The 21,401-nt window shown below is 66.1% G+C and carries 18 protein-coding genes; 12 read left to right on the top strand and 6 right to left on the bottom strand.

Features of this window, described 5'->3' with window-relative positions:
* Positions 1 to 41: 41 nt before the first annotated feature.
* The 3 genes from PW843_02710 to PW843_02700 all read left to right on the top strand — a co-directional run bounded on the left by PW843_02710 (position 42) and on the right by PW843_02700 (position 2,962).
* Positions 42 to 1,001, top strand: a complete 960-nt coding sequence (locus tag PW843_02710; GenBank protein ID MDE1145518.1) for a LysR family transcriptional regulator — start codon at positions 42 to 44, stop codon at positions 999 to 1,001.
* A gap of 68 nt (positions 1,002 to 1,069) precedes the next feature.
* Positions 1,070 to 2,056 carry a tetratricopeptide repeat protein gene (locus PW843_02705; protein ID MDE1145517.1) on the top strand — a complete coding sequence of 329 codons (987 nt, stop codon included), beginning with the start codon at positions 1,070 to 1,072 and terminating at the stop codon, positions 2,054 to 2,056.
* Positions 2,057 to 2,272: 216 nt separating this feature from the next.
* Positions 2,273 to 2,962: a tetratricopeptide repeat protein gene (locus PW843_02700; GenBank protein MDE1145516.1), complete on the top strand. Its 690-nt coding sequence runs from the start codon at positions 2,273 to 2,275 to the stop codon at positions 2,960 to 2,962.
* Between the two features lie 14 nt (positions 2,963 to 2,976).
* Here PW843_02700 and PW843_02695 read toward each other — a convergent pair whose 3' ends face one another.
* From PW843_02695 to PW843_02685, 3 genes are all read right to left on the bottom strand, one after another.
* Positions 2,977 to 4,608 carry a hypothetical protein gene (locus PW843_02695; GenBank protein MDE1145515.1) on the bottom strand — a complete coding sequence of 544 codons (1,632 nt, stop codon included), beginning with the start codon at positions 4,606 to 4,608 and terminating at the stop codon, positions 2,977 to 2,979.
* A 106-nt stretch (positions 4,609 to 4,714) separates the two neighbouring features.
* Positions 4,715 to 5,767: a LacI family DNA-binding transcriptional regulator gene (locus PW843_02690; GenBank protein ID MDE1145514.1), complete on the bottom strand. Its 1,053-nt coding sequence runs from the start codon at positions 5,765 to 5,767 to the stop codon at positions 4,715 to 4,717.
* Positions 5,768 to 5,984: 217 nt separating this feature from the next.
* A complete protein-coding gene (locus tag PW843_02685; protein MDE1145513.1) occupies positions 5,985 to 8,288 on the bottom strand; it encodes a TonB-dependent receptor in 2,304 nt (767 codons plus the stop codon).
* A gap of 310 nt (positions 8,289 to 8,598) precedes the next feature.
* Between PW843_02685 and PW843_02680 the strand changes: the two genes are divergently transcribed.
* Positions 8,599 to 10,275: a tryptophan 7-halogenase gene (locus tag PW843_02680; protein MDE1145512.1), complete on the top strand. Its 1,677-nt coding sequence runs from the start codon at positions 8,599 to 8,601 to the stop codon at positions 10,273 to 10,275.
* Positions 10,276 to 10,281: 6 nt separating this feature from the next.
* On the opposite strand, the gene PW843_02675 is transcribed toward PW843_02680, so the two are convergent.
* Complete coding sequence (locus PW843_02675) at positions 10,282 to 11,331, bottom strand: LacI family DNA-binding transcriptional regulator (protein MDE1145511.1); 1,050 nt, start codon at positions 11,329 to 11,331, stop codon at positions 10,282 to 10,284.
* Between the two features lie 224 nt (positions 11,332 to 11,555).
* On the opposite strand from PW843_02675, the gene PW843_02670 reads away from it, so the two are divergent.
* Complete coding sequence (locus PW843_02670) at positions 11,556 to 13,037, top strand: glycoside-pentoside-hexuronide (GPH):cation symporter (protein MDE1145510.1); 1,482 nt, start codon at positions 11,556 to 11,558, stop codon at positions 13,035 to 13,037.
* Here the strand turns inward: PW843_02670 and PW843_02665 are convergent.
* Positions 12,966 to 13,472 carry a PaaI family thioesterase gene (locus tag PW843_02665; protein ID MDE1145509.1) on the bottom strand — a complete coding sequence of 169 codons (507 nt, stop codon included), beginning with the start codon at positions 13,470 to 13,472 and terminating at the stop codon, positions 12,966 to 12,968. The two genes, PW843_02670 and PW843_02665, sit on opposite strands and share 72 nt — an antisense overlap.
* Positions 13,473 to 13,656: 184 nt before the next feature.
* On the opposite strand from PW843_02665, the gene ppk2 reads away from it, so the two are divergent.
* From ppk2 to PW843_02650, 3 genes are all read left to right on the top strand, one after another.
* Complete coding sequence (gene ppk2 / locus PW843_02660) at positions 13,657 to 14,667, top strand: polyphosphate kinase 2 (GenBank protein ID MDE1145508.1); 1,011 nt, start codon at positions 13,657 to 13,659, stop codon at positions 14,665 to 14,667.
* A 90-nt stretch (positions 14,668 to 14,757) separates the two neighbouring features.
* The gene (locus PW843_02655) at positions 14,758 to 15,003 is read left to right on the top strand and encodes a type II toxin-antitoxin system prevent-host-death family antitoxin (GenBank protein ID MDE1145507.1); all 246 of its coding nucleotides are present in this window, start codon (positions 14,758 to 14,760) and stop codon (positions 15,001 to 15,003) included.
* Positions 15,003 to 15,404 carry a type II toxin-antitoxin system VapC family toxin gene (locus tag PW843_02650; GenBank protein ID MDE1145506.1) on the top strand — a complete coding sequence of 134 codons (402 nt, stop codon included), beginning with the start codon at positions 15,003 to 15,005 and terminating at the stop codon, positions 15,402 to 15,404. The genes PW843_02655 and PW843_02650 overlap by 1 nt, the downstream gene beginning before the upstream one ends.
* 30 nt (positions 15,405 to 15,434) lie before the next feature.
* On the opposite strand, the gene PW843_02645 is transcribed toward PW843_02650, so the two are convergent.
* Positions 15,435 to 16,223, bottom strand: a complete 789-nt coding sequence (locus PW843_02645) for a class II aldolase/adducin family protein (protein ID MDE1145505.1) — start codon at positions 16,221 to 16,223, stop codon at positions 15,435 to 15,437.
* 139 nt (positions 16,224 to 16,362) lie between these two features.
* Here PW843_02645 and PW843_02640 point away from each other — a divergent pair, with 139 nt between their 5' ends.
* From PW843_02640 to PW843_02625, 4 genes are all read left to right on the top strand, one after another.
* Entirely contained in the window at positions 16,363 to 18,135 is a 1,773-nt protein-coding gene (locus PW843_02640; GenBank protein MDE1145504.1) for an ankyrin repeat domain-containing protein, read from the top strand.
* A 3-nt stretch (positions 18,136 to 18,138) separates the two neighbouring features.
* Positions 18,139 to 18,819 (top strand): Crp/Fnr family transcriptional regulator, encoded by a 681-nt coding sequence (locus PW843_02635; protein MDE1145503.1) that lies wholly within the window; start codon positions 18,139 to 18,141, stop codon positions 18,817 to 18,819.
* A gap of 154 nt (positions 18,820 to 18,973) precedes the next feature.
* Positions 18,974 to 20,014, top strand: coding sequence for a retroviral-like aspartic protease family protein (locus PW843_02630; GenBank protein MDE1145502.1), 1,041 nt, complete (start codon positions 18,974 to 18,976; stop codon positions 20,012 to 20,014).
* A gap of 62 nt (positions 20,015 to 20,076) precedes the next feature.
* A complete protein-coding gene (locus PW843_02625; protein ID MDE1145501.1) occupies positions 20,077 to 21,117 on the top strand; it encodes a retropepsin-like aspartic protease in 1,041 nt (346 codons plus the stop codon).
* Positions 21,118 to 21,401 lie beyond the last annotated feature (284 nt).

Below are 21,401 nucleotides of genomic sequence, written 5' to 3'. Positions count from 1 at the left end.
GGATTGACATGAACGGATGGGAAGTTTATGCGCGATGAACCATGAATGATGTTCATGATTCACGCCAGCTGTCGCGGCTGGACCTGAACCTGCTGCGGGTATTCGACGCCGTCTACCGGGCGGGCAGCCTGACCCGGGCAGCGGAGGAACTGGCGCTGTCGCAATCAGCGGTCAGCCACGCGCTGGCACGGCTGCGCGACCAGTTGGGGCCCCATCTGGGTCCCGGCGACGAACCGCTGTTCCCCCGCGACGGCCGGGGCGTCACCGCCTCCGCCCTGGCGCGCCGGCTGGCACCCCGGGTGCGGGAGGCGCTGTCCGCCCTCAGCCGGGCGCTGGCCGATGCGCAGGAATTCCAGCCTGACCGCGATTTGCGCCAGGTCGTCATCGCCATGCCGGAGGCGGTGGAGCCTACGCTGCTGCCCGGCATGGCGGCGCGCCTGCGCGACCATCTGGGCGCGGGCGCCAGATTGGGCGGCGCGCATCTGGACAGCGTCCGGCTGGACCGGGCGACCATGAAGGCCGACCTGGCACGCGGCCGTCTGGACCTGGCGGTGGACGTGGCCCTGGCACCGGACCCGGACCTGCGCCACGCCCCCCTGCTGGCCGATGACTATTGTCTGGTGGCGGCGGCCGGCCATGCCCCGCTGGATTTGGACCGCTATCGCGCGGCGTCGCACATCGCCGTCTCCTCCCGCCGCAGCGGGCCGGCGGTGGAGGATTATGCCCTGGCGCGGTTGGGCATCCAGCGGCACATCGCGCTGCGCTGTCAGCGGTATGAGACGGCCTGCCGCGTGGTGGCGGAAACCGGCCTCAAGGGTGGCGGCCTGTTGCTGACCATGGGCCGCCGGCACAGCCAACCCATGGTGGACGGCAGCCGGGGCGCGCTGACCATCCTGCCGCTACCTCTGGACATGCCGGCGCTGGCGTTTAATCTCTACTGGCATCGCGCCAGTGAGGACGACCCCGCCAATCGCTGGCTGCGCGAGGTCCTACGGACCTGACATCAGGCCCCCCGAGGGCTTGCATGCCGCCCCCGAGTTGCCTGGTTCCGGTGAAGGAAGGTTGCCCCATGCCACAGTCCCCGTCCCGCACACAGCCCTGGCGCCAGCGCGCGCCGCGGTACCTCTCCCGGCTGGCGTCCGCCGCCCTGGTGGTTCTGGGGCTGGTCCTGGGTTCGACCGTCGGCACCCCGGCCCTGGCCGACCCGGCCAGCGACCTGGCCATCGCCAGGCTGGCGATGGCGCGGCAGGACTATGCCGCCGCCCTGCCCACATTACAGACGCTGGCCAAGCAGGGCGATGCCGGCGCCATGGTGGAACTGGCGCGCGCCTATGGCCAAGGCCTGGGCGTGCCGGTGGACAAGGATAAGGCCCTGGCCTATCTGCGCCAGGCGTCGGACAAGGGAAACGCCACGGCCCAGGTCGGCCTGGCGGTGCTGTACGACCAAGGCAGCAACGGTCTGCCCAAAGACCCGGTGGAGGCGGCACGCCTGTACAAGCTGGCGGCCGACCAGGGCAACGCCCGTGGCCAGGTCACCCTGGGTTGGCATTATGAAAACGGCAGCGGCGTGCCCAAGGACCTGAACGAGGCCGCCCGTCTTTACAAACTGGGTGCCCGGCAAGGCGACCCCGCCGGCCAGACCAACCTGGCCTGGATGTATCAGACCGGCACAGCCGTGGAGAAGAACCCGACGGAGGCGGCGCGCCTCTACAAGCAGGCGGCCAACCAAGGCTTCGCCCGTGCCCAGGGCCAGATGGGGGCCCTGTATCTGGCCGGCGTCGGCGTGACCCGGGACCCGGTGGAAGCCGCACGCTGGAACACCCTGGCGGCGGAAAGCGGCTGGGTCCCGGCGCAATTCGCCTTGGGTTACCAATACCATCAGGGTGAAGGCGTGCCCAAGGACGACGCCCGTGCCCTGCAATGGCTGCGCAAGGCCGCGGACAATGGCGAACAAGGCGCCATCACCTTGCTGAGCAAGATGTACGCCAACGGTGATGGCGCCCCCAAGGACCCGGCGGAGGCGGCACGGCTGCGGGCGAAACTGCCCAACCACTGACCTCTTGCGTGCAGAACCTCCGACCGGCCAGATTGGTTGATAGTCGAACATGGCTTTTGGGGGATTTTGGGGAAGATGCGGAATTGCTCATGGCGGCCGTTTCCGGCCGTGCTGCTGTCGTTCGCGATCCTGGGCACAGCCGCCACGGCAGGAGCCGATCCACAACCGACCGTCCAGGCGACCATATCGCCGAATCCTAGCCGCCAAGAGGCGGCGATGGTCGTCTCAAGCATAAAGGCGCATGCCGAGCGAGGTGACACCGAAGCCATGGTGGCCCTCGGCACCATCTACGATAATGGCCGGTACGTTCCTCAAGACCGGGCGAAGGCCCTGGAGTTGTTCCGCCAGGCGGCGGAGGCCGGCAACGCCAACGGCCAGTATTTCCTGGGCTTGCGTTATGTCGATGGCACCGGCGTGGAACAGAACCTGTCGGAAGCGGCGCGCCTGTTCAACCTTGCCGCCAACCAGGGGCTGGCGTCGGCGCAAACGGAACTGGCCAAGCTTTATTATCTGGGCGCGGGCGTGGAGCGGGATACCGCCAAGGCCGCGAGCCTGAACCAGACGGCGATCGAAAAAGGCTCCGCCGAGGCAGCATTCGACCTGGGTGTCCAATACGCCAAGGGCGAGGGTGTGCCCCACAGCACGACGGATGCGATACGGCTGTTCCAGCAAGCGGCGAACGGGGACTTCGTCAAGGCGCAAGTCCGTCTGGCCAAGATGTACCTGCAAGATCCCGAGGTGGCGCGCGATCCGGCGGAGGCCGCACGCTGGCTGCGCAAGGCCGCGGAAAAGAATGACCCCACCGCCATCGCCATGCTGGCCGACCTGTACAGCCAAGGCGACGGTGTTGCCCAGGACCAGGGCGAAGCGGCGCGCTTGCGGGCCCAGTTGCCGCAGCGGCAATAGCGGCCCTTATTCCCCTATGGCGGCGGGCGGGTGTTGGACAGCAGTTCGCGGCGGGACATACGCACGATATGTTCCGGCGTCTCGGTCCAGCCGCCGATGAGGTCGCCGGCGACGAAGTCGGCGCCGACGCGGTCCACCATGGCCTCCAGTTCAACCGTGTCCACGCCCTCGACATAAAGCTTCAGCCGGTTGCGCCGCGCCTCCGCCGCCATGAGCCCCAATTCGGTGGCCAGGCGGTCGAGGGCCAGCCGTTCGTGCGCCCCGAGGCTGGGCAGGATGATGCCCACCCCCTTCACCCCGGCGGTGGCCAGGGTCGCCAGGTCCTGCCGGCCAAAATCGACGCCCACCATCAGGTTGCGGCCGAAGGGCTTCAGCGCCATGACGAAATCGGCCAGCCGGCCGGTGGGGGTGCCATCTGGCAGCCCCACCAGATGGTAGGTCAGGAACGGGATCAGATGTGCCGGGATGCGGCTGGCCAGCGCCACATAGGACCGGCGGCGCTGAACCCCGGCCAGCGTCTCATAATGGACCGGCAGGGACAGGAAGAAGCGGAAGCGGTTGTCGTACAGTTCCAGATAGGCGGCGATGGCCTGGCGCACCGCTTCCTCATCCATGTCCAGGATGGCCTGCAAGGTCTCCGCCGACATCGGGCCGGGGGCGTTGATCTGGGGAATGGCGTCATACCCGTAGGTCGCCTGGCCGCCCCGGCGCAGACGGCGGCCGCGGGTGATGTAAAGGCACAAGGCCTGATGGGTGGCATCCCAGACCGGGCGATAGACGATCTCCAGCGGCCCGCTCTGGGCCTGGGCCGCCCACGCCGCCGTCACGTCGGATTGGCTGAAGGCCGGCAGGGGACCATCATCCGTGACCACGAACGCGCCGGCGGCCTTGGGTGCGCCCGGCGGGACGGGAATATAGCCGGGTGGCGCACGACCGCCCCCTTGGCTGGGCAGCGCCCCCCACTGCGGATCGCCGACACCGTCGCCACGCGGATCGGAAACCAGGCGTCCCGCCGGCCCCTGACCCGTTCGAGGACCAGCGTCAGCCGTCGTCTTCCAATGCGCGGGCACGCCGCCCCCACCCGTCGTCGCCCCACCCGCCATGCTCAAGGCGCCCGTCCGGGCAGCACTGGACAACAGGTCGGCCAGCCGGTGGGGCTTCAGCACCAGATCACCCGACACCTGCCGCACCGCCGTGCGCACCACGATGCTGGCGGTGTCGGCGTCGCCCAGCAGCAGGCGCTGCAGATCCTGCAGGACGCGGGCGCACAACAGGCTGGCCGCCCGTTCGTCCATCTGGGAGAAAACCACCAGATAGGTGTCGGGTCCGTAGGGAAAAACCACATCGCTGGGACCCAGCGCCTGATTGATCAGCCGATCCGCCAGTTGGTGCACGCGGTCGCGCACGGCACCCCAACGGGGGCCCAGCCTGTCCCGCAGGCTTTCCAGGCCCAGCATCTGGACACTGCCGGCGGCGATCTTGGACTGGTGGTCCAGGATGGCGCCCAGCCGTTCCTGGAAATCATCCGGCCCGGCATCCGGGGTGATGGGCTGGCCGGCACCCACCCGGGCACCGTTCTGCGGCTGGGAATCCTCCGGCCCTTCCCCCAGCCACCAGGCGGTGATTCGATTGATCAAGTTGGACATGGAACGCCGTCGTCAATTCCCCGCCTTATCCCCAAGTTATATGGTGCCGGGGAGCGGCGCGGCAGGGAATGCGAACCGTAGGGGTAGCCCGCAGGGGTGAGGGGGCTTACCGCCGGGGGCGGGCCGGCGGCGGGGCGGTCGATTCCCGTACCACCACCTCAAACTCCAGCAGGCGGCGGGGCATGGGATAGGACCAGGGCTGGCGGCGCACCGCCCGGTCGATCAGCAGGTCGGCCGCCGCCGCCGCCATGCGCGCGATCGGCTGGCGGATGGTGGTCAGCTGTGGCCAGATGATGCGGGCGACGGGCGTGTCGTCGAAACCGGCCACCGACAGGTCGGCCGGGACCTGCAGCCCCAGGCGCTGCGCCACCGCGATGGATGCTGCCGCCATGTCGTCGTTGCTGGCGAAGATGGCGGTGGGACGGTCGGCCAGGGTCAGCAGATGTTCGGCGCACGCCATGCCGGCGCGGTAGGAGAAATAGCCCGGCCGCACCAGGTCGGGATCCAGCGGAAGGCGGTGTTCGGCCAGTTCGTCCCGGAACCCGCGATACCGTTGCTCGGTGGCGCCATGGTCGGGGTGGCCCAGGATGAAACCGATACGGCGATGCCCCAGGCTGATCAGGTAGGCGGCCATCTGCCGGGCGGCGGCGTAGTCGTCCATGTAGACGAAGGGGGCCGTCTCACGGTCGGTATCGGGTGCTATGCGCACCAGGGGGATGCGCGATGTGCGCAACGCATCCAGCACACCGGCATGATCCACCAGGGGTGGGGTCAGGATGACGCCTTCCAGCCGCAATTGGGAAATCAGATTGATGACCTGGTCGCCAACCTTGGGGTCGGCACTGTCCCACGGTTCCACCAGCAGATGGAAGCCGCCCTCGCGGCAGCGGCCCACGGCGCCGGTCTGCACGTCACTCATATAATGGGCGCTGGGGTTGTCGTAGAACAGGCCGATCAGGAAGGACCGGTCGCCGGCCAGGCCGCGCGCGTTCAGGTTGGGGCGGTAGTCCAGCTGGGCGATGGCGTCCTGCACCCGCGCCTGCGTCTCATTGGAAACGCCGGCCTCACGGTTGAGAACCCGCGACACGGTCTTGATGGACACCTGGGCCAAGCCCGCGACCTCCCGGATGGTGATGGATCGCTTTTCCGGCTGGGCCATGGGGGCTCCCGTCTTCTGGGGGCGTGACGCTGTTGAGGCCAAGAGCGTTCAGGCAAAGGGGCGTGGGCAGAAAGGGAAAGAAGTGGGCGGCGCTGGGGGGCGCCGCCCACCAAGGCGCAGGATTCGGGGAGAGTGTATCCTGCTGGAAAGGGAAAACCCGGGCACGGAAGGAATTGGGGTTCCCCAGCGCCCGGGGAAGTCGAACAAACAAACCGGATCAGAAGCTGGCCCGGGCACGCACCCCCCAGGTCTGGGGCGGCATGTAGACGGCCGTCCAGATGGGGGTCGCCGGGGCCCCGAAGGAACCGGCGTTGGACTTGATGTTGGCGTTTTCCAGGTTCTGCACGAAGCCTTCCAGCGACCAGTTGCCGCTGGGGGCATCATACCGAACACTAAGATCGGTGCGGGTGTAGGCCTTCTGCTCGTCATAGACGGGCACGTTGAAGAACGACAGCCAGCTGCGGGTCTCGAAATGCATGGCCACGTGCGGCGTGATCGTGCCGCCGTTGGGCAGGTCGAACACGTGCTCATACCCGACGGTGCCCGACAGGGTCGGGGCGTGGGGCAGTTCATTGCCCTTCAGTTCCACCAGGTGGGCGGTATCGCCGCCGCTGTACAGGCGGGCGTCGATGCTTTCCAGTTCCTCCAGCTCGGTATGCTGGGCGGACAGCGACAGGTTGACCGTGTCCTGCTTGGTGATGCGGGCCGCCAGTTCGGCCTCGATACCGTAGGCCTTGGCGCCCTTGGCGTTCTGCGTCACGATCTGCGAGGCGATGACATGGCCGGCCGCGTCGCGGGTGGTCACCGCCTGGTTCACCTGATAGCCGGTGAAGTCTTCGTAATAGGCCGCCAGGTTGAAGGTGGCCTTGCCGCCGAACAGCGTGGTCTTGGCGCCGACTTCGTAGTTGGTCAGCGTCTCAGGCCCGGCCAGCTTGCCGCCGTCCTCAATATTGCCGGACTTGAAGCCTGTGCCGACGCTGGCATAGGTCATCAGCACGTCCTTGATGATGTCGGCGTCGGCGCGGACCAGCCAGGTCGCCTTGCTCCACTGGCCGTAGACGTCGTTGGGCGACGCGGTGTAGCCGGGGATGCTGTACGGGTCGCGGCCGAAGATGCCTTCGGTGCAGCCGTTACAGGTGACGTTGCGGCCACCCACGTCCGACTTGTCATCACGGGTGTAGCGCAGGCCGCCGGTCAGGCGGATGTCATCGGTGACATGCCAGGTGGCCTGGCCGAAGCCGGCGGCGGACTCGATCTCGCGATCGGCCTGGATGAAGCTGCCGGCCCAGCTGAACGTGCCCAGGCGGTAGCCGTTGGCCTGGTCGATGTCGAAGCGGATCTTGTTGGTTTCGTGGGAGTAGTAGGCACCCACGATCCAGTCGATGGTGTGCACACCCGACGACTTCAGCTGCAGTTCGTGGCTGAAGAAATCGTAAGCGGACCAGACGGTGCTGTTCTGTTCGAACGCGCCGGACGGCGTGCTGTCGCTGGTCGGCGGCAGGGTGCCGCCGTCGGCGTCCACCTGGTTGTTCCCGCCCAGCCAGGAGGCGCCGGCCACGTAGGTCAGTTCCAGGTAGTCGTTGATCTGGTAGTCCATCTTGCTGTGGACGGACTTGGCCGTACGGTCCTGGAAGGGCGCCGTATCGGCCTGGACCGACCACAGCGTCTGACCCGCACGCGGGTTCTGCATCAGCGGTTCGACCGGGGTGCCGGTGTCCTCATACCACTCGAAATTCAGATCCCAGGTGAAGCTGTCGGTCGGCTGCCAGGCGCCGCTGACGCGGAACGACTTCTGGTCGGCGGCGTAGTACTTCGGCCCGCTGGTGACATAAGCCGCCGGGTTCACGCCCGCCACGTTGGGGGCAGGCTGGTAATCGGCGTAACCGTCGTGCTTCTCCGACACGAAGGCGACGCGGAAGGCCAGCTTGTCGCTGACCGGCAGGTTGAACATGCCGCGGCTGCCGAAGCGGCCGTAGGAACCGGCCACCACCTCGGCATTGCCGTATTCCTTGTCGAAGGTCGGCTTGGCGGAGATCAGGTTGACGGCGCCGACGGTGGCGTTGCGGCCGAACAGGGTGCCCTGCGGACCGCGCAGCACTTCCACGCGTTCCATGTCGTACATCAGCACGGACGCGCCCTGGGCGCGCGGCGAATAGATGCCGTCCACGTACATGGCGACCTCGGGGTCAGCCACTTCGGTATAGGCGCTGTCGTTGCCGATGCCGCGCAGGGTCAGCGTGATGGCGTTCTGGTCGCCCTGCTGGCCGAAGGCCAGGCTGGGGACGTATTTCGCCAGGTCGGTGATGTCCTTCACCTGCTGCTTGTCCAGGCTGTCCTGGCTGAACGCCGACACGGCGATCGGCGTTTCCTGCAGCTTGGTTTCGCGCTTGGTCGCGGTAACGACGATTTCACCGAGTGTGTCGGATTCAGCGGCGGGGGTGGCGGCGGTCTGCGCATAGGCGCCGCCGGATAGGGCCACGATGGCCGCTGCTTGCAGATAGAGTCCGAGTCTCGCCTTCATCTCGCTTCCTCCCTTTTATTTTAGCTGTCGCTTTAGGCGGATGTGCAGGCACGCAGCCCTCTTTGCGGGGCTCCGCACTCTGTGGTCGCATGTTTAGCCCGACCGACAAAGCTGTCAACAAAATTATGACAACGTTGTCGCACAGCGCTGTCATATGGCGGGAAGCGTGATATTCTGTCCTCATGCCCTTCAGCGCTTGCCGTATCGCAAGCGATAAGGCGGCAACCCTGGGGCGAAACCGCCTCTAGGACTTTGAGAAACATAAGAAGGGCCGCCCCGGCGCCAAGGGGTGGCGGAACGGGAGGGAACGATGACCGCAGCACAGGGCGGACAGCGCCATGTCGTGATCGTGGGCGGGGGTACCGCCGGCTGGCTGACCGCAGCCTATCTGGCGCGTGTCCTGGGCGCCGGGGCCCCGGCGGGTGCTGCCCCCGGTGTGGCCATCACCCTGATCGAATCCGCCGACATCGGCATCATCGGCGTGGGTGAAGGCACCTTCCCCACCATCCGGTCCACCCTGGCCGCCATCGGCATCGACGAGGCGCGCTTCCTGCGGGAAAGCAGCGCCACCTTCAAGCAGGGCGTCCATTTCGTGGATTGGGCGGCGGCACCGGCCGCCGATGCCATCCCCACCCAGGCCAGGGGTGCCGTGGCGGGCCACAGCCATTATTTCCACCCCTTCAACTTCCCCCACCAGGGGAATGGGCCGGAATTGCTGCCCTATTGGCTGATGGGCTTGGCGGGGGACATGCCCTTCGCCGAAGCCGTGACCCTGCAGAAGACCGTGGCCGACGCCAGCCGGGGGCCGAAGCGGGCCATCGACCCGCCCTATCACGCGCCGCTGAACTACGCCTACCACTTCGATGCCGGCCGCTTCGCCGCCTTGCTGCGCACCGTGGCCATCGAACTGGGCGTGCGCCACCTGGTGGGCACGGTGGAGCAGGTGGTGCTGGACGGGGCCGGCGCCGTCGCCCGCCTGACGACCCGCGAGCATGGCGACCTGACGGGCGACCTCTACGTGGATTGCAGCGGCTTCCGGGCGGAGATCATCGGCCGGGCGCTGGGCGTTCCCTTCAAGGGATGCGGCGACGTGCTGTTCGCCGACCGGGCCGTGGCGCTTCAGGTCCCTTACGACCGGCCGGACGCGCCCATCCCGTCATACACCGTGGCCACGGCGCACACGGCCGGATGGACCTGGGACATCGGCTTGGATAACCGCCGGGGCGTGGGCTACGTCTATTCCAGCCGGCACACGGACGATGCAAGTGCGGAGGCCGTGCTGCGCCGCTATATCGGCCCCACGACCGACGGGCTGGATGCCCGGCAGCTGACCTTCAATTCCGGCTACCGTACGGCGCAGTGGGTGGGCAATTGCGTGGCCGTGGGCCTGTCCGGCGGCTTTTTCGAACCGCTGGAGTCCACCGGCATCATGTTGATCGAGGTGGCTGCCCACATGATCGCGCAGTTCTTCCCGTGGGGTAGCCAGCAGGGGGGCGGCCAGCCGGGCGACGCGGCGGCGGCCATGGCGCCCACCGCGCGCACCTTCAACGCCCTGATGGACAAGCGGTACGAGCGCATCGTCGATTTCCTGAAGCTGCACTATTGCCTGACGCGGCGCACCGATACCGCCTTCTGGCGGGACAACACCGACCCGGCCACCATCCCGGAATCTTTGCGCGACCGGTTGGCGCTGTGGGCCCATCGCCCGCCCGGCCGGTTCGATTTCATCGCCGACCATGAGACCTTCCTGCCGGCCAGCTACCAGTACATCCTGTACGGCATGGGCTTCAAAACCGACATGGAACCGCTACGCGCCCAATACCGCCGCAGGGATGAAGCGCTGCGGGAGTTCGAGGGCCTGCGCACCGTGGCGCCCAAGGCGGCGGCCGAACTGCCCGACCACCGCGCGCTGGTGGAGCAGGTCTACCGCCACGGCTTCCAGCGGCCGCCGGCACAGCCCGCCCCCCAGAGGGCGGCGGGCCGGTAGCCTTCTTCAGACTTTGGCCGGCGCCCGGGCCGTCGACTGGCGCAGCAGGACGGTGTGGGCCAGCATCTGGTGCGGCACGGGCGTGGGCCAGTCGACCTTGCCGCGCTGGCCCAGCAGGCCGATCAGGATGTCGGCCGCCGTCTCCGCCATTTCGCGCACCGGCTGGCGCACGGTGGTCAGCGGCGGCCACATCATTTCCGCCAGCGGCGTGTCGTCGAAGCCCACCACCGACAGGGCGTCGGGCAGGGTGAAGCCGCGGTTGTGCGCCTCCGCCACCACGGCGGCGGCCATTTCGTCGTTGCTGGCGAAGATGGCGGTGGGCCGGTCGGGACGGTCCAGCAGTCGGCGGGCGCAGGGCACGGCGGAGATGAAGGTGAACTCCCCCTGTTCCACCAGCACCGGGTCCAGCGGCAAGCCGGCGTCGGCCAGCGCGTCGCAATAGCCGGTGTAGCGCAGGATGGTCGCCGTGTGGTTGGCCTTGCCCTTGATGAAACCGATGCGCCGGTGGCCCAGCGCCAGCAGATGCTGCGTCAGGGTATAGGCGGCCTGGCGTTCATCGATGCGGACGGAGGGGGAGGTTTCCGATTCCTGCTGCGGGGTCACACGCACGTAAGGCACGCCCGCCTGTTCCAGGACGCGCAGCACGGTCGCGTTGTCGGTCACCGGTGCCGTCAGCACCACGCCGTCCAGCCGCATCTGGTTGACGATGGCGCTGGCCCGCTGTTCCACGTTGGCGCTGCGATAATCGATTTCCTCGATCATCAGGTGATAGCCGTGGGCGCGACAACGGTTTAGCAGGCCCACCTGGATTTCCAGGGTGTAGGGGCCGCCGGCGTCGCCGTAGAGATGGCCAATCAGGCTGGAGCGCTCGCTGGCCAGGCTACGGGCCAGGATGTTGGGCTGATAGCCCAGTTCGGCCACCGCCTTTTCGATGCGCTCCTGCATGTCGGGGCTGACGTAGCGTTCCTTGTTGATGACCCGCGACACCGTCTTGATGGAGGCGCCCGCCAGGCGCGCCACATCGATGATCGTCGGCTTGCGGTCAGGCCCCGCCATAAATGCACACTCCCCCCAACAGAGATTGGCCGCCAAATCGGCGGCCTTACAATCACCTGGCGAACCCGTGCCCGGCAATGCCGCATCGATGACGTAAAAACGCGCACCCGTCCATCCTGCCGATCCACCTCGCCGAAAGCGACTATGGCGCAGGGGCCACCAGATGTTGTTTCCTGGGGGCGGTTCCCCAAGAAGGAACCCACCAGAATAAAATCGGGGGGAAGATGGCATACGGACAAGCGCCCGTCGCCATGAAGACCAAGCTGGGTTACGCCATCGGCGATTTGGGGCTGAACCTGCACTGGCAGGCGATGACCCTGTTCCTGGCTTATTTCCAGACCGACGTGCAGGGCGTGCCGCCGCTGTGGGTGGGCATCGGCTTCATGGTGGCCGCCATCGCCGACGGCCTGGCCAATCCCCTGATGGGCGTGTGGGCCGACCGCACCAGCACGCGGCTGGGCCGCTACCGCCCCTTCATCCTGTGGGGCGGGGTGCCGCTGGGCCTGGTCATGGCCGCCTGCTTCACCGCCCCCGCCCTGGGGCCCACGGGCCTGATCGCCTACGCCATCCTCAGCCACATGGCCTGGCGCGGCGTCTACACCATCGTCTCCATCCCCTACGCCTCACTGTCGGCGCGCATCACCCAGGATGCGGAGGAAAGGTCCAGCCTGACGGGCTATCGCATGACCTGCGCCTTCATGGGGGGCATCGCCGTATCCTTCCTGCTGCCGGCGCTGGCGGCGCGCATCGACCATGCCACGCCCGGCGGGCCATCCGGCCTGGGGTACGCCTTGGGTGGCCTGATGATCGGCGGCCTGTCGGTGGCGCTGTTCTGGCTGTGCGCCGCCGTGGTGAAGGAGGAGGCATGGCCGCCCCTGGCGCCGGCCTCCAGCGGCACGCTGGACAGCGATGTCGGCGGTTTCCTGCGCACGCTGGCGCAATCCGGCCCGCTGATGCGGCTGCTGCTGTCCATCGGGCTGATCCAGGTGGCGGGTGCCTTGCAGTTCCGCAACCTGGTCTATTTCTTCAAATACGATGTCGGCGACATGGATCTGGCCGCCTATGCCATGCCGGCCTTCTCCGCCGCCAGTGCCGCCAGCGTGCCCTTCTGGGTATGGCTGACGCGGCGGACCAGCAAGAAGCGCGCGTGGCAGGCCGGCACCGGCATGGCGGCCGTGGCCTCGCTGGCCTTCCTGGCGGTACCCGCCAACCGGCCCGCCGTGGCCATCGCCGTCATCGCCGCCCTGTTCGTGGGCTGCACCGTCCACGCCGTGGGCTTCTGGGCCATGCTGCCCGACCTGGTCGACTACAATGAATGGCGATTCGGCCGCCGGGACGAGGCCAAGATCTTCGGTGTCGCCTCGCTGGCGCAAAAGGTGGCCCTGGGCCTGGCCGGCGCCCTGCTGGGCTGGCTGCTGTCCGTCATCGGCTTCGTGCCCAACGCGGTGCAGTCGGCGGAGACCTTGGGCCATCTGCGCCAGGTGATGTCGCTGCTGCCCTGCGGTCTGTTCCTCGCCACCCTGGCCCTGATGGCGGGATACAAGCTGGACGGCACCCTGCACCGCCGCCTGGTGGAGGAGTTGCGAGGGCGGGCGGCGGGCACGCCTTCCTTGCCCGCCAACACCGTGGAACCATCAGCCCTTGGACACTCCGCCCGGAACCGCCCGGGGTTCGAACACCAGGCACGTGGTGGTGCCGTGGGCTAGCAGCCGACCCTGGCCGTCCAGCAGGTGGCCCTCGGCGGTGGCGGTGCGGCTGCCGCCGTGGATGATGCGGCCCTCGGCCCGCACCGGGCCCGTCGCCTCCGTCACCGGGCGGATGTAGTTGATCTTCAGTTCCAGCGTGGTGTAGCCGCGCCCGCCGGTCAGCGTGGTCTGGATAGCGCAGGCCATGCAGGTGTCCAGCAGGGTAGCGATCCAGCCGCCATGCACGGAGCCGATGGGGTTGTAATAGGCATGGCGCGGAATGCCGGCGAACACCGCCAGGCCCCGGTCCACCTCCACCGGCGCGAACCCCAGGGTGTGGGCGATGGGCGGCGGCGGCAGGTCGCCCGCCATCAGCGCGCGCATGAAGTGCAGCCCGTCCATCCGCGCCATGGCCTCCATCCGTTCGGCCTCACCGGCCAGCGCACCGTTGGTCATCGCGTCATCTCCCTTATTTTGATCGGTTGTCGTCGCGATCCTGTCGCAATAACTTTCATTATGCAAGTCATGGCACGCACCTGCCCATTGACATGCCTCAAGGATGGACGGCCCCATTGGCGCCATGGTGTGCCCCGCACACTTCATGGTTCAGTAACGGAATTATCCTGGGAGGCATGGGTCCATGGCCGGCAAGACCGACAATCACGCGAACCAGAATCGCAAGTCCGCGAAGGCGGCCGCCAAGGTCCTGGCCGCCAAGCCCCCGGCGAACGGCGGCGAACCCGGCCAGCCCACGGCGGAAGAGGCGGCCGACATCAGCCCGGCCCCGGTCCTGTCCGGCGAGATCAAGCGCAACGCGCGTGAGCACAAGCGCATCGAGGACCGCTGGAACATCCTGGGCCCCGGCAAGCCCGGCAAGCCGCCCAAGCACTACAAGTACATCGACGAAATGGCGCGCCTGCAGTTCGAGCTGCTGAAGCTGCAGGAATGGGTGCGCATCGAGGGCCTGCGGGTCGTGGTGCTGTTCGAGGGGCGCGACGCCGCCGGCAAGGGCGGTGTCATCAAGCGCATCACCGAAAGCCTGAACCCCCGCATCTGCCGCGTCGTGGCCCTGGGCACGCCGACGGAACGGGAAAAGGGCCAGTGGTATTTCCAGCGGTATGTCCAGCACCTGCCCGGCCCGGGCGAAATGATCCTGTTCGACCGCAGCTGGTACAACCGCGCCGGCGTGGAAAAGGTCATGGGTTTCTGCACCGACGATGAGTACCAGGAGTTCCTGCGCGCCTGCCCGCTATTTGAGGAGATGCTGGTGAAATCCGGCATCATCCTGCTGAAGTACTGGTTCTCCGTCAGCGATGAGGAACAGGAGAAGCGCTTCACCGAACGCATGCACAACCCCATGAAGCGCTGGAAGCTGTCGCCCATGGATTTGGAATCGCGCGGCCGCTGGGTGGAATATTCCAAGGCCAAAGACGTGATGCTGGCCCACACCGACCACGCCACCGCCCCCTGGTACATCGTGGACGCCGACAACAAGAAGAAGGCGCGCCTGAACTGCATCGCCCACCTGCTGCACCAGATCCCCTACAAGGATCTGAGCCCGGTGGAACTGCCCCTGCCGCCGCGCCAGCCGGACAACGGCTACAAGCGTCCCAAGAAGTCCACCCAGCACTGGGTGGACGAAGGGTATTGACAGGAGACATTGATATTTCGCCCCTATCCTATAAATTCCAACTGGTCGATTTGACTGGTCGGAACGCAGGCGGTTGAAAAGGGAAAGATCATGCGCGAGGTTCAATCGTCGGAAGCCAAAACCCACCTGCCCCAGATTTTGGATGATGTGGAACGGGGCGAGACCATCGTCATCACCCGGCATGGCCGCCCCATCGCCCGCATCATTCCTGAGACGGAAGGGCGGCAGGAAGAAATCGATCATGCCATCGAAGGCATCCGCAATCTTCAGCGGAAGACCGGCCCTATTTCCCTGGATGAATTGCTGTCGGCCCGTCACGAAGGGCATAAATACTGATGCCCTTCGTGATCGACGCATCCATTGCCGCGTGCTGGGCCTTCAAGGACGAAGACCATCCCCTCGCCACCAGCGCCCTTGAGCGAATTCGCAACGACCGTGCGTACGCGCCCAGTCTTTGGTGGTTCGAAGTACGCAACACCTTGATCGTCAGCGAGCGCCGGCAACGGCTTACGTCCGAGGATACGACGAACTTCCTGCATCGGCTCGGACGATTGGGCGTGATTGTGGACCGCTCGCCGGACGAAACCGCCGTGCTGACCCTGGCGCGCCAGCACCGGCTTACCGTTTACGACGCGGCATATCTGGAACTGGCGCAACGGGAGGGCTTGCCGTTGGCGACCCTCGACAACGCCCTCAACACCGCCGCGCGCACCATTGGCTTGCCCCCGCTTTCCTAAGTGGCGCACGCCGCATCGATCCACGCAAGCTCAGGCGTCATAACCCGGCATCTGCCGCGCCAGGCGGCGTAGCAGGGCGGGCCAGACCAGCAGGTTGGCCGCTTGTGAGACGCCCATGCGGCTGATCTGGATGTTGCGGTCGATGGCATCCTGCGGGGCGGGGTACAGCGCCCGCCCCATGGTGAGGGTGCGCACCTGCATGGTGCAGGACCGTTCCAGGAAATACATGCGGGTGAAGGCCTCCGCCACCGTACGGCCCACGGTCAGGGTACCGTGGTTGCGTAGCAGCATGGTGCTTTTGTTCCCCAGGTCATGCTGCAGGCGTGGGCGTTCGTCGTGGTTGAACGCGACACCTTCGTAGTCGTGATAGGCCAGGTCGTCGATCACCAGCTGCGCCGTCTGGTTCAGCGGCAACAGCCCTTCCTCCAGGGTGGAGACCGCCGTGCCATCGGCGGTATGCAGGTGCAGGACACAGCCGGCATCGTCACGCACCTGGTGCACGGCGGAATGAATGGTGAAACCAGCCGGGTTCACAGGGAAGCCCGTGTCCAGCACCACCTTGCCTTCCATGTCGATCTTCACCAGGCTGCCGGCCGTGATCTCTTCAAACAGCAGGCCGTAGGGGTTGATGAGGAAGTGGTGCTCCGGCCCCGGCACACGGGCCGAAATGTGGGTGAAGACCAGATCATCCCAGCCGAACAGGGCCACCAGGCGGTAGGCGGCGGCCAGATCGACACGCAGGCGCCATTCCTCGGGCGAGACGCGATCGCGTAAGGGCGGCAGGTCGGCGGGGGCCAGCCTGGGGGCGGTGTCGAACATGGGGTCCTCCCTGGGATTTTTATGGAATCAGCCTACGCCCCCGCGACACCGAAGAATGTCGTATATTTGACAATTACCCCTGTTGTGAACCGCAAGCGCCTGGGTTAGCCATGATCAGCCACAACCGGGATTTGAAACCATGCGTCGCCTGTGGGTTCTCGTCGTACTGCTGTTGCCCCTGTCCGTCGCGGCCGCCGGACGGGCGGCGGCGGACGCCACCGGCCCCAGCTTCGACTGCGCCAAGGCGGTCGGCCCGATTGAAAAGCGCATCTGCGCCGACCCCGACTTGGCAGCCCATGACCGGAAACTGGCCGAGACTTACCAGCACCTGCTGGACATCAGCGGCCCGCGACACGACCGTTTCGTCGCCAGCCAGAGGAGCTGGCTGCATCAACGGGCGGTCATCTGCCTGGGATCGGGGGCAGACACCCCGGCCGTCTGCCTGACCAGGCAATATGAGGAGCGCACCGCCGAGTTGGACCAATGGGCGCGGGAAATTCGCGACGAAAGACAAGCGATTTACATCGATCGGCAGATCATCGCGACCACCTTCCCCCTCATGGGCGACGCGCCGATGGATGCCGAAAGAATACTGCGCACTTACGATACCGCCCAAGGGAGAATCGGCCTGGCCATGGTGCTGCGGCTGGCATCGGCCAACCCCGGCGCCCATGACGCCGAAGTGCGCAAACTGCTCCACGACAGCGCCGAGGAGATCGCACAGGATGAAACGTTTTCGTACCTGCGCGCGGCAGCGGAAAACTACAAAGGTGATGTCGCCGGCCTGGTTCCGTTCGCCACCCTTATCGGCAGCAATATCGAACTCTCCTGCAAGCTGCTGAAACGATATCCCGACTTGATGGAAAGCATCGATACACAGCTGTACAGCGCTGAGCAGCGATACTCACCCTTCGCCTCTTGTGATGAGCCCGGGTTTCCTGACAGCGTCCGGCAGTTTAGGAAAATGGTGATGGCATTTGATGGCGGTTATTTCGATCACTGTGCCGGCATGGGTTACATGGGCAGGATTTTTGCCCGAGCGACCAATACCAACGCCCTGGAGATACAACTCACGCCACAATATTTACTAAAAAAGATCCAAGCCCGACCGGAGGAGCAGCAGGAGAAGTGGCTGTTGGCACAAGTGGCAGTGCCACTCGAGAGTTGGTCTTATTTGAGCGTATGGAATCGAATGCAATTCCAGCGGGTTCGGGGCCAGTTCCTGGCCGCCCTTCAAGACTTGGCAGCTTACTATCAACACGCCTTCGGCCTATCCCAAAAGGACGCGCACCTAGCCGCCTACGTTAATCTGATGTCGGACTACAGATGGACCATCAATGGCGGCGCGCCCGCCATCAACGTGGCGATCATGGATGCCGACGCCAAACCGTCGCTGGCCGAGATGCTGGCGGCAGGCGAGCCGGCGGAAGTAAAGGGTGAGCCACTGCTGTCGCTGGCGGTGGTGCGGCCATCGGCCATCGCCACTCTGCTGGCCGCCCACACGCCGGTGGATGGCGTGAGCCCCATCGGCAAGACGCCATTGATGACGGCGGCCCAGTTCAACAGTTTGGATGCCATCCAGCAGTTGCTAAAGGCCGGCGCCGCCATAAACAGGCAAACCTTGGCACCCGGGGAGATCGAGGATAACAGCGCCATCCCGGACAGCGGCGCCATCGAAGGGTGCGCCACCTACAACATCACCCATGGCCAGCGCACCGCGCTGATGTACGCGGCGGCCAATGCAGGGCTACCGATCATCCAGGCCCTGTTGGCCGCCGGCGCCGACACACACCTGAAGGACAGCCAGGGCGCCACCGCGCTGGACTACCTGGAAGGGCGCGGTCCCGTGCCGGCCAACCCCATCCTGGTAAGTGCCGACCTGGAAACGGCCCGCCGCCTGCTGGCCAAATAGCTCATGGACAAGCGCGCCGCCGCCCAGGTGCTGGAAGGTCGGGGATGGCTGGCGGAGCAGCCGGCCGACCTGCGCGCCGAGATCCTGGCGCGCGGGCGCCTGCGCGGCTACGCCGACGGCCAGGCGGTCTACCGGGGCGGCGACGCGCCGGACGGGCTGTATGCCCTGGTGACGGGGCGCATGCGCCTGGCCACGGTGCAGGAGGATGGGCGCGAGGTGGTGATCCTGCACGCCGGGCCCGGCCATTGGTTCGGCGAGGTGTCGATGGTGGATGGCCTGCCCCGGAGCCAGACGGCGGTGGCCAAAGGCGACAGCCTGGTGCTGCACCTGCCGGCCCAGGCTTTCGCCGCCATCGTCGAGGCCGATCCCCGCCGCTGGGCCAACTTCGCCGGCATCCTCAGCCGCCACCTGCGCCAGGCAACCCACTATCTGGGTGAGGTGCTGGCCCAACCCACGCCCCGCCGCACCGCCCGCCTGCTGGCCCTGCTATGCCGGCTGGAGGATGCGGGCGGGGGGCCTTGTCTGCTGCCCCTGTCCCAGGAGGATCTGGCCGGGATGTTGGGGCTCAGCCGGCAGACCACCAACCGCGCGTTGGCGCGACTGGAGAAGGCGGGCCTGCTGCGCCGGGGTTACGGCGGCATCACGGTGCTGGAGCCGGCCAGTTTGGACCGGTTTGCGGATTGACGCCGTACAGGCCTGCGGCCCGATGCCCCTTGCCGAGCAGGTCCTGCTCATGTCACACGCGTTGGGCGAAAGTCCGGGTGGGAAAGAGTGGGAGCGCGGCATGAAGTCAAAGGTTGATCGACGCGCGTGGGGCCGGCGGGCCGTGGGGACCCTTTTGACGATCCTGGCACTGACGGCAGCGGGGGGCGGGCGGGCGGGTGAAGCGGCCAAATGCAAACTGGGAAAGCTGGGCACGCTCAACCTCACGATGGACGGCAACATGCCGCTGCTGGACGCCACCGTGAATGATCAGAAGGTCTATCTGCTGATGGACACGGGCGCGGCCTTGAGCTTGATCACCAAGCCTGCCACGGACCGGTTGCAGTTGACCCGCCACGCCGTTCCCTTCGCCTCGGTGGAAGGGGTCGGGGGACGTGCCCAATTATACGTGGCCCGCGTCAAGGAACTGAAGCTGGGTGAATGGACAGCCCGGAACATCGACATGCCCGTCTCCAGCAACCATGACATCGGCGCGCCCGACATCGCCGGGATTCTGGGTGAGAATTTCCTGTCCCAGTTCGACCTGGACATAGACATCGCCCACAACAGCGTGGTGCTGCTGAAGGCGATGGACTGCGATGACGACACGCCCCTGGTGCTGTGGCAGGGCAATTACGCCGATGCCGACATCGGCCGGTCGCAACAGGGCAATCCCAAGATCTGGCTGACCGTGAAGCTGAACGGGCAGGACGTGCATGCCATCCTGGACACCGGGGCCTACACCTCCGTCCTGACGCAGCGCGCGGCCGAGCGCGCCGGCATCAAGCCCGACAGTCCGGGCGTGACCCGCAGCGGCGGTTCCCAAGGCATCGGCGACAACGAAGTGCAGGACTACGTCGGCGTGTTCGACAGTTTCGAATTGGGGGATGAACAGATCAAGCATGTGCGCTTGCGCTTCGGCGACCTGTTCGAGCACCGGGGATACAACGTGCCGGAGATGCTGCTGGGCCTGGACTTCCTGCGGGCCCATCGCGTGATGGTGGCCCACAGCCAGCGCAAAATCTATTTCACCTATCTGGGCGGCCCCGTCTTCCAGGTCACCGGCCCGCGCCTGCGCCGCGTTACCGAGGACCCGACGCCCGCGCCACCGGAGGGGACGACAGAAGGGGCAGCGGACGATCGTGGAACGCGGCCGGAAGATGAGCATAAGCCGTGAGTGCCCTTCGCGGAGGGACGATATATCGGGGTGGATGGGGAAATCGGATGGGGTGTGGGGTCTTGAGTGCCGAATGGGTCCGGCAGGCCGCCGGCTGCCTGCTGATGATTGTGGGGCTGGGGGCGGCGGTGGCGGCGCACGCGGAGGAGGCCCCCAAATGCCGGATGACGGCGCTGGGCCATCTGGACCTTACCCTCGACGGCAATCGACCGCTGCTGGACGCAAGCATCAACGGTGAAAAGGTCCACTTCCTGTTGGACACGGGCGCCTTCATGGGACAAATCACCAAGCCTGCGGCTGAACGCTTGAAACTAACCCGCGCCCTCGTGCCCTACGTTCATGCGGAGGGGGTTGGCGGTCGTGTGCCCCTGTACGTCACGCACATCGAATCGATGACGCTGGGCGACTGGCAGGCCCAGAACATCCCCTTTGTGGTTTTCACCGACCACGACCTGGGATCGCCGGATACCGTGGAGCTGATCGGCGAGGATTTCCTGTCCAGGTTCGACCTGGACATCGACATCGCCCACAATCGCCTGACGCTGTATCGCGCCAGCAATTGCGACAACGCCCCCCTGGCCGTCTGGGATGGCGGGTACGGCGAGGCGGAGATGGGCAGATCGATGCAGGGCGACCCCAAGATCTGGCTGACCGTGAAACTGAACGGTGTCGACGTGCGGGCCGTCCTGGATACAGGGGCAACCCATTCGGTCGTGACGAAAAGCGCCGCCGAACGCGCCGGCATCACTTCGCAGAGCGCCGGCGTCAGCCAAAGCGGGCTTTCCAGCGGCATCGGCGACAACCAGGTGCAGGACTACATCGGCACCTTCGACAGCTTCGCCCTGGGGGACGAAGAGATCAAACACGTACGTCTGCGTTTCGGCGACCTGTTCGAGGGCTGGGTGCCAGGGGAACCGGAAATGCTGCTGGGCATCGATTTCCTGCGGGCCCATCGCGTACTGGTGTCCCATAGCCAGCACAAAATCTATTTCAGCTACGTCGGCGGCCCCGTCTTCCAGACCAGGGGACAACGCCGACCCCGCGACGTGGAACCGGCGCCACCAGCCGAAGGGGACGCATCCGGCAAGGCCGCCAGCCCCTAAGCCGGATCTTTGTAAACGGCGTATGTATAGACGATTCCACAAACTGTCATCATGGCCACACTTGCGAAAATGCGAGCATGGTGGTAGTGGTTATCACACAATAATCATGATGCTGTTTATTTAGGTTGCCGGGGAAATTAGTTCCGCTGGCTACTTGTTTTAGTGTAAACGGCATTTTAATGGGTCAGATAATCCAGACAAAGCCGCTGCCCTTCCCGGGCCTCGCCTCATTTTAGGCGATGACAGTCGATGTGGCGGCGATGTCTTCTTCTCAACGCCCTGCG

This window comes from Azospirillaceae bacterium, assembly GCA_028283825.1.
In the GTDB taxonomy this organism is placed as follows: domain Bacteria; phylum Pseudomonadota; class Alphaproteobacteria; order Azospirillales; family Azospirillaceae; genus Nitrospirillum.
This window is presented reverse-complemented; position numbering and strand designations above follow the sequence as displayed.

Coding starts and splice junctions, on each gene's coding strand:
- PW843_02700 (MDE1145516.1), top strand. CDS start 2,273: ATGGTCGTCTCAAGCATAAAGGCGCATGCCGAGCGAGGTGACACCGAA.
- PW843_02640 (MDE1145504.1), top strand. CDS start 16,363: ATGCGTCGCCTGTGGGTTCTCGTCGTACTGCTGTTGCCCCTGTCCGTC.
- PW843_02690 (MDE1145514.1), bottom strand. CDS start 5,767: ATGGCCCAGCCGGAAAAGCGATCCATCACCATCCGGGAGGTCGCGGGC.
- ppk2 (MDE1145508.1), top strand. CDS start 13,657: ATGGCCGGCAAGACCGACAATCACGCGAACCAGAATCGCAAGTCCGCG.
- PW843_02675 (MDE1145511.1), bottom strand. CDS start 11,331: ATGGCGGGGCCTGACCGCAAGCCGACGATCATCGATGTGGCGCGCCTG.
- PW843_02670 (MDE1145510.1), top strand. CDS start 11,556: ATGGCATACGGACAAGCGCCCGTCGCCATGAAGACCAAGCTGGGTTAC.
- PW843_02695 (MDE1145515.1), bottom strand. CDS start 4,608: ATGTCCAACTTGATCAATCGAATCACCGCCTGGTGGCTGGGGGAAGGG.
- PW843_02665 (MDE1145509.1), bottom strand. CDS start 13,472: ATGACCAACGGTGCGCTGGCCGGTGAGGCCGAACGGATGGAGGCCATG.
- PW843_02650 (MDE1145506.1), top strand. CDS start 15,003: ATGCCCTTCGTGATCGACGCATCCATTGCCGCGTGCTGGGCCTTCAAG.
- PW843_02680 (MDE1145512.1), top strand. CDS start 8,599: ATGACCGCAGCACAGGGCGGACAGCGCCATGTCGTGATCGTGGGCGGG.
- PW843_02685 (MDE1145513.1), bottom strand. CDS start 8,288: ATGAAGGCGAGACTCGGACTCTATCTGCAAGCAGCGGCCATCGTGGCC.
- PW843_02705 (MDE1145517.1), top strand. CDS start 1,070: ATGCCACAGTCCCCGTCCCGCACACAGCCCTGGCGCCAGCGCGCGCCG.
- PW843_02710 (MDE1145518.1), top strand. CDS start 42: ATGAATGATGTTCATGATTCACGCCAGCTGTCGCGGCTGGACCTGAAC.
- PW843_02645 (MDE1145505.1), bottom strand. CDS start 16,223: ATGTTCGACACCGCCCCCAGGCTGGCCCCCGCCGACCTGCCGCCCTTA.
- PW843_02635 (MDE1145503.1), top strand. CDS start 18,139: ATGGACAAGCGCGCCGCCGCCCAGGTGCTGGAAGGTCGGGGATGGCTG.
- PW843_02655 (MDE1145507.1), top strand. CDS start 14,758: ATGCGCGAGGTTCAATCGTCGGAAGCCAAAACCCACCTGCCCCAGATT.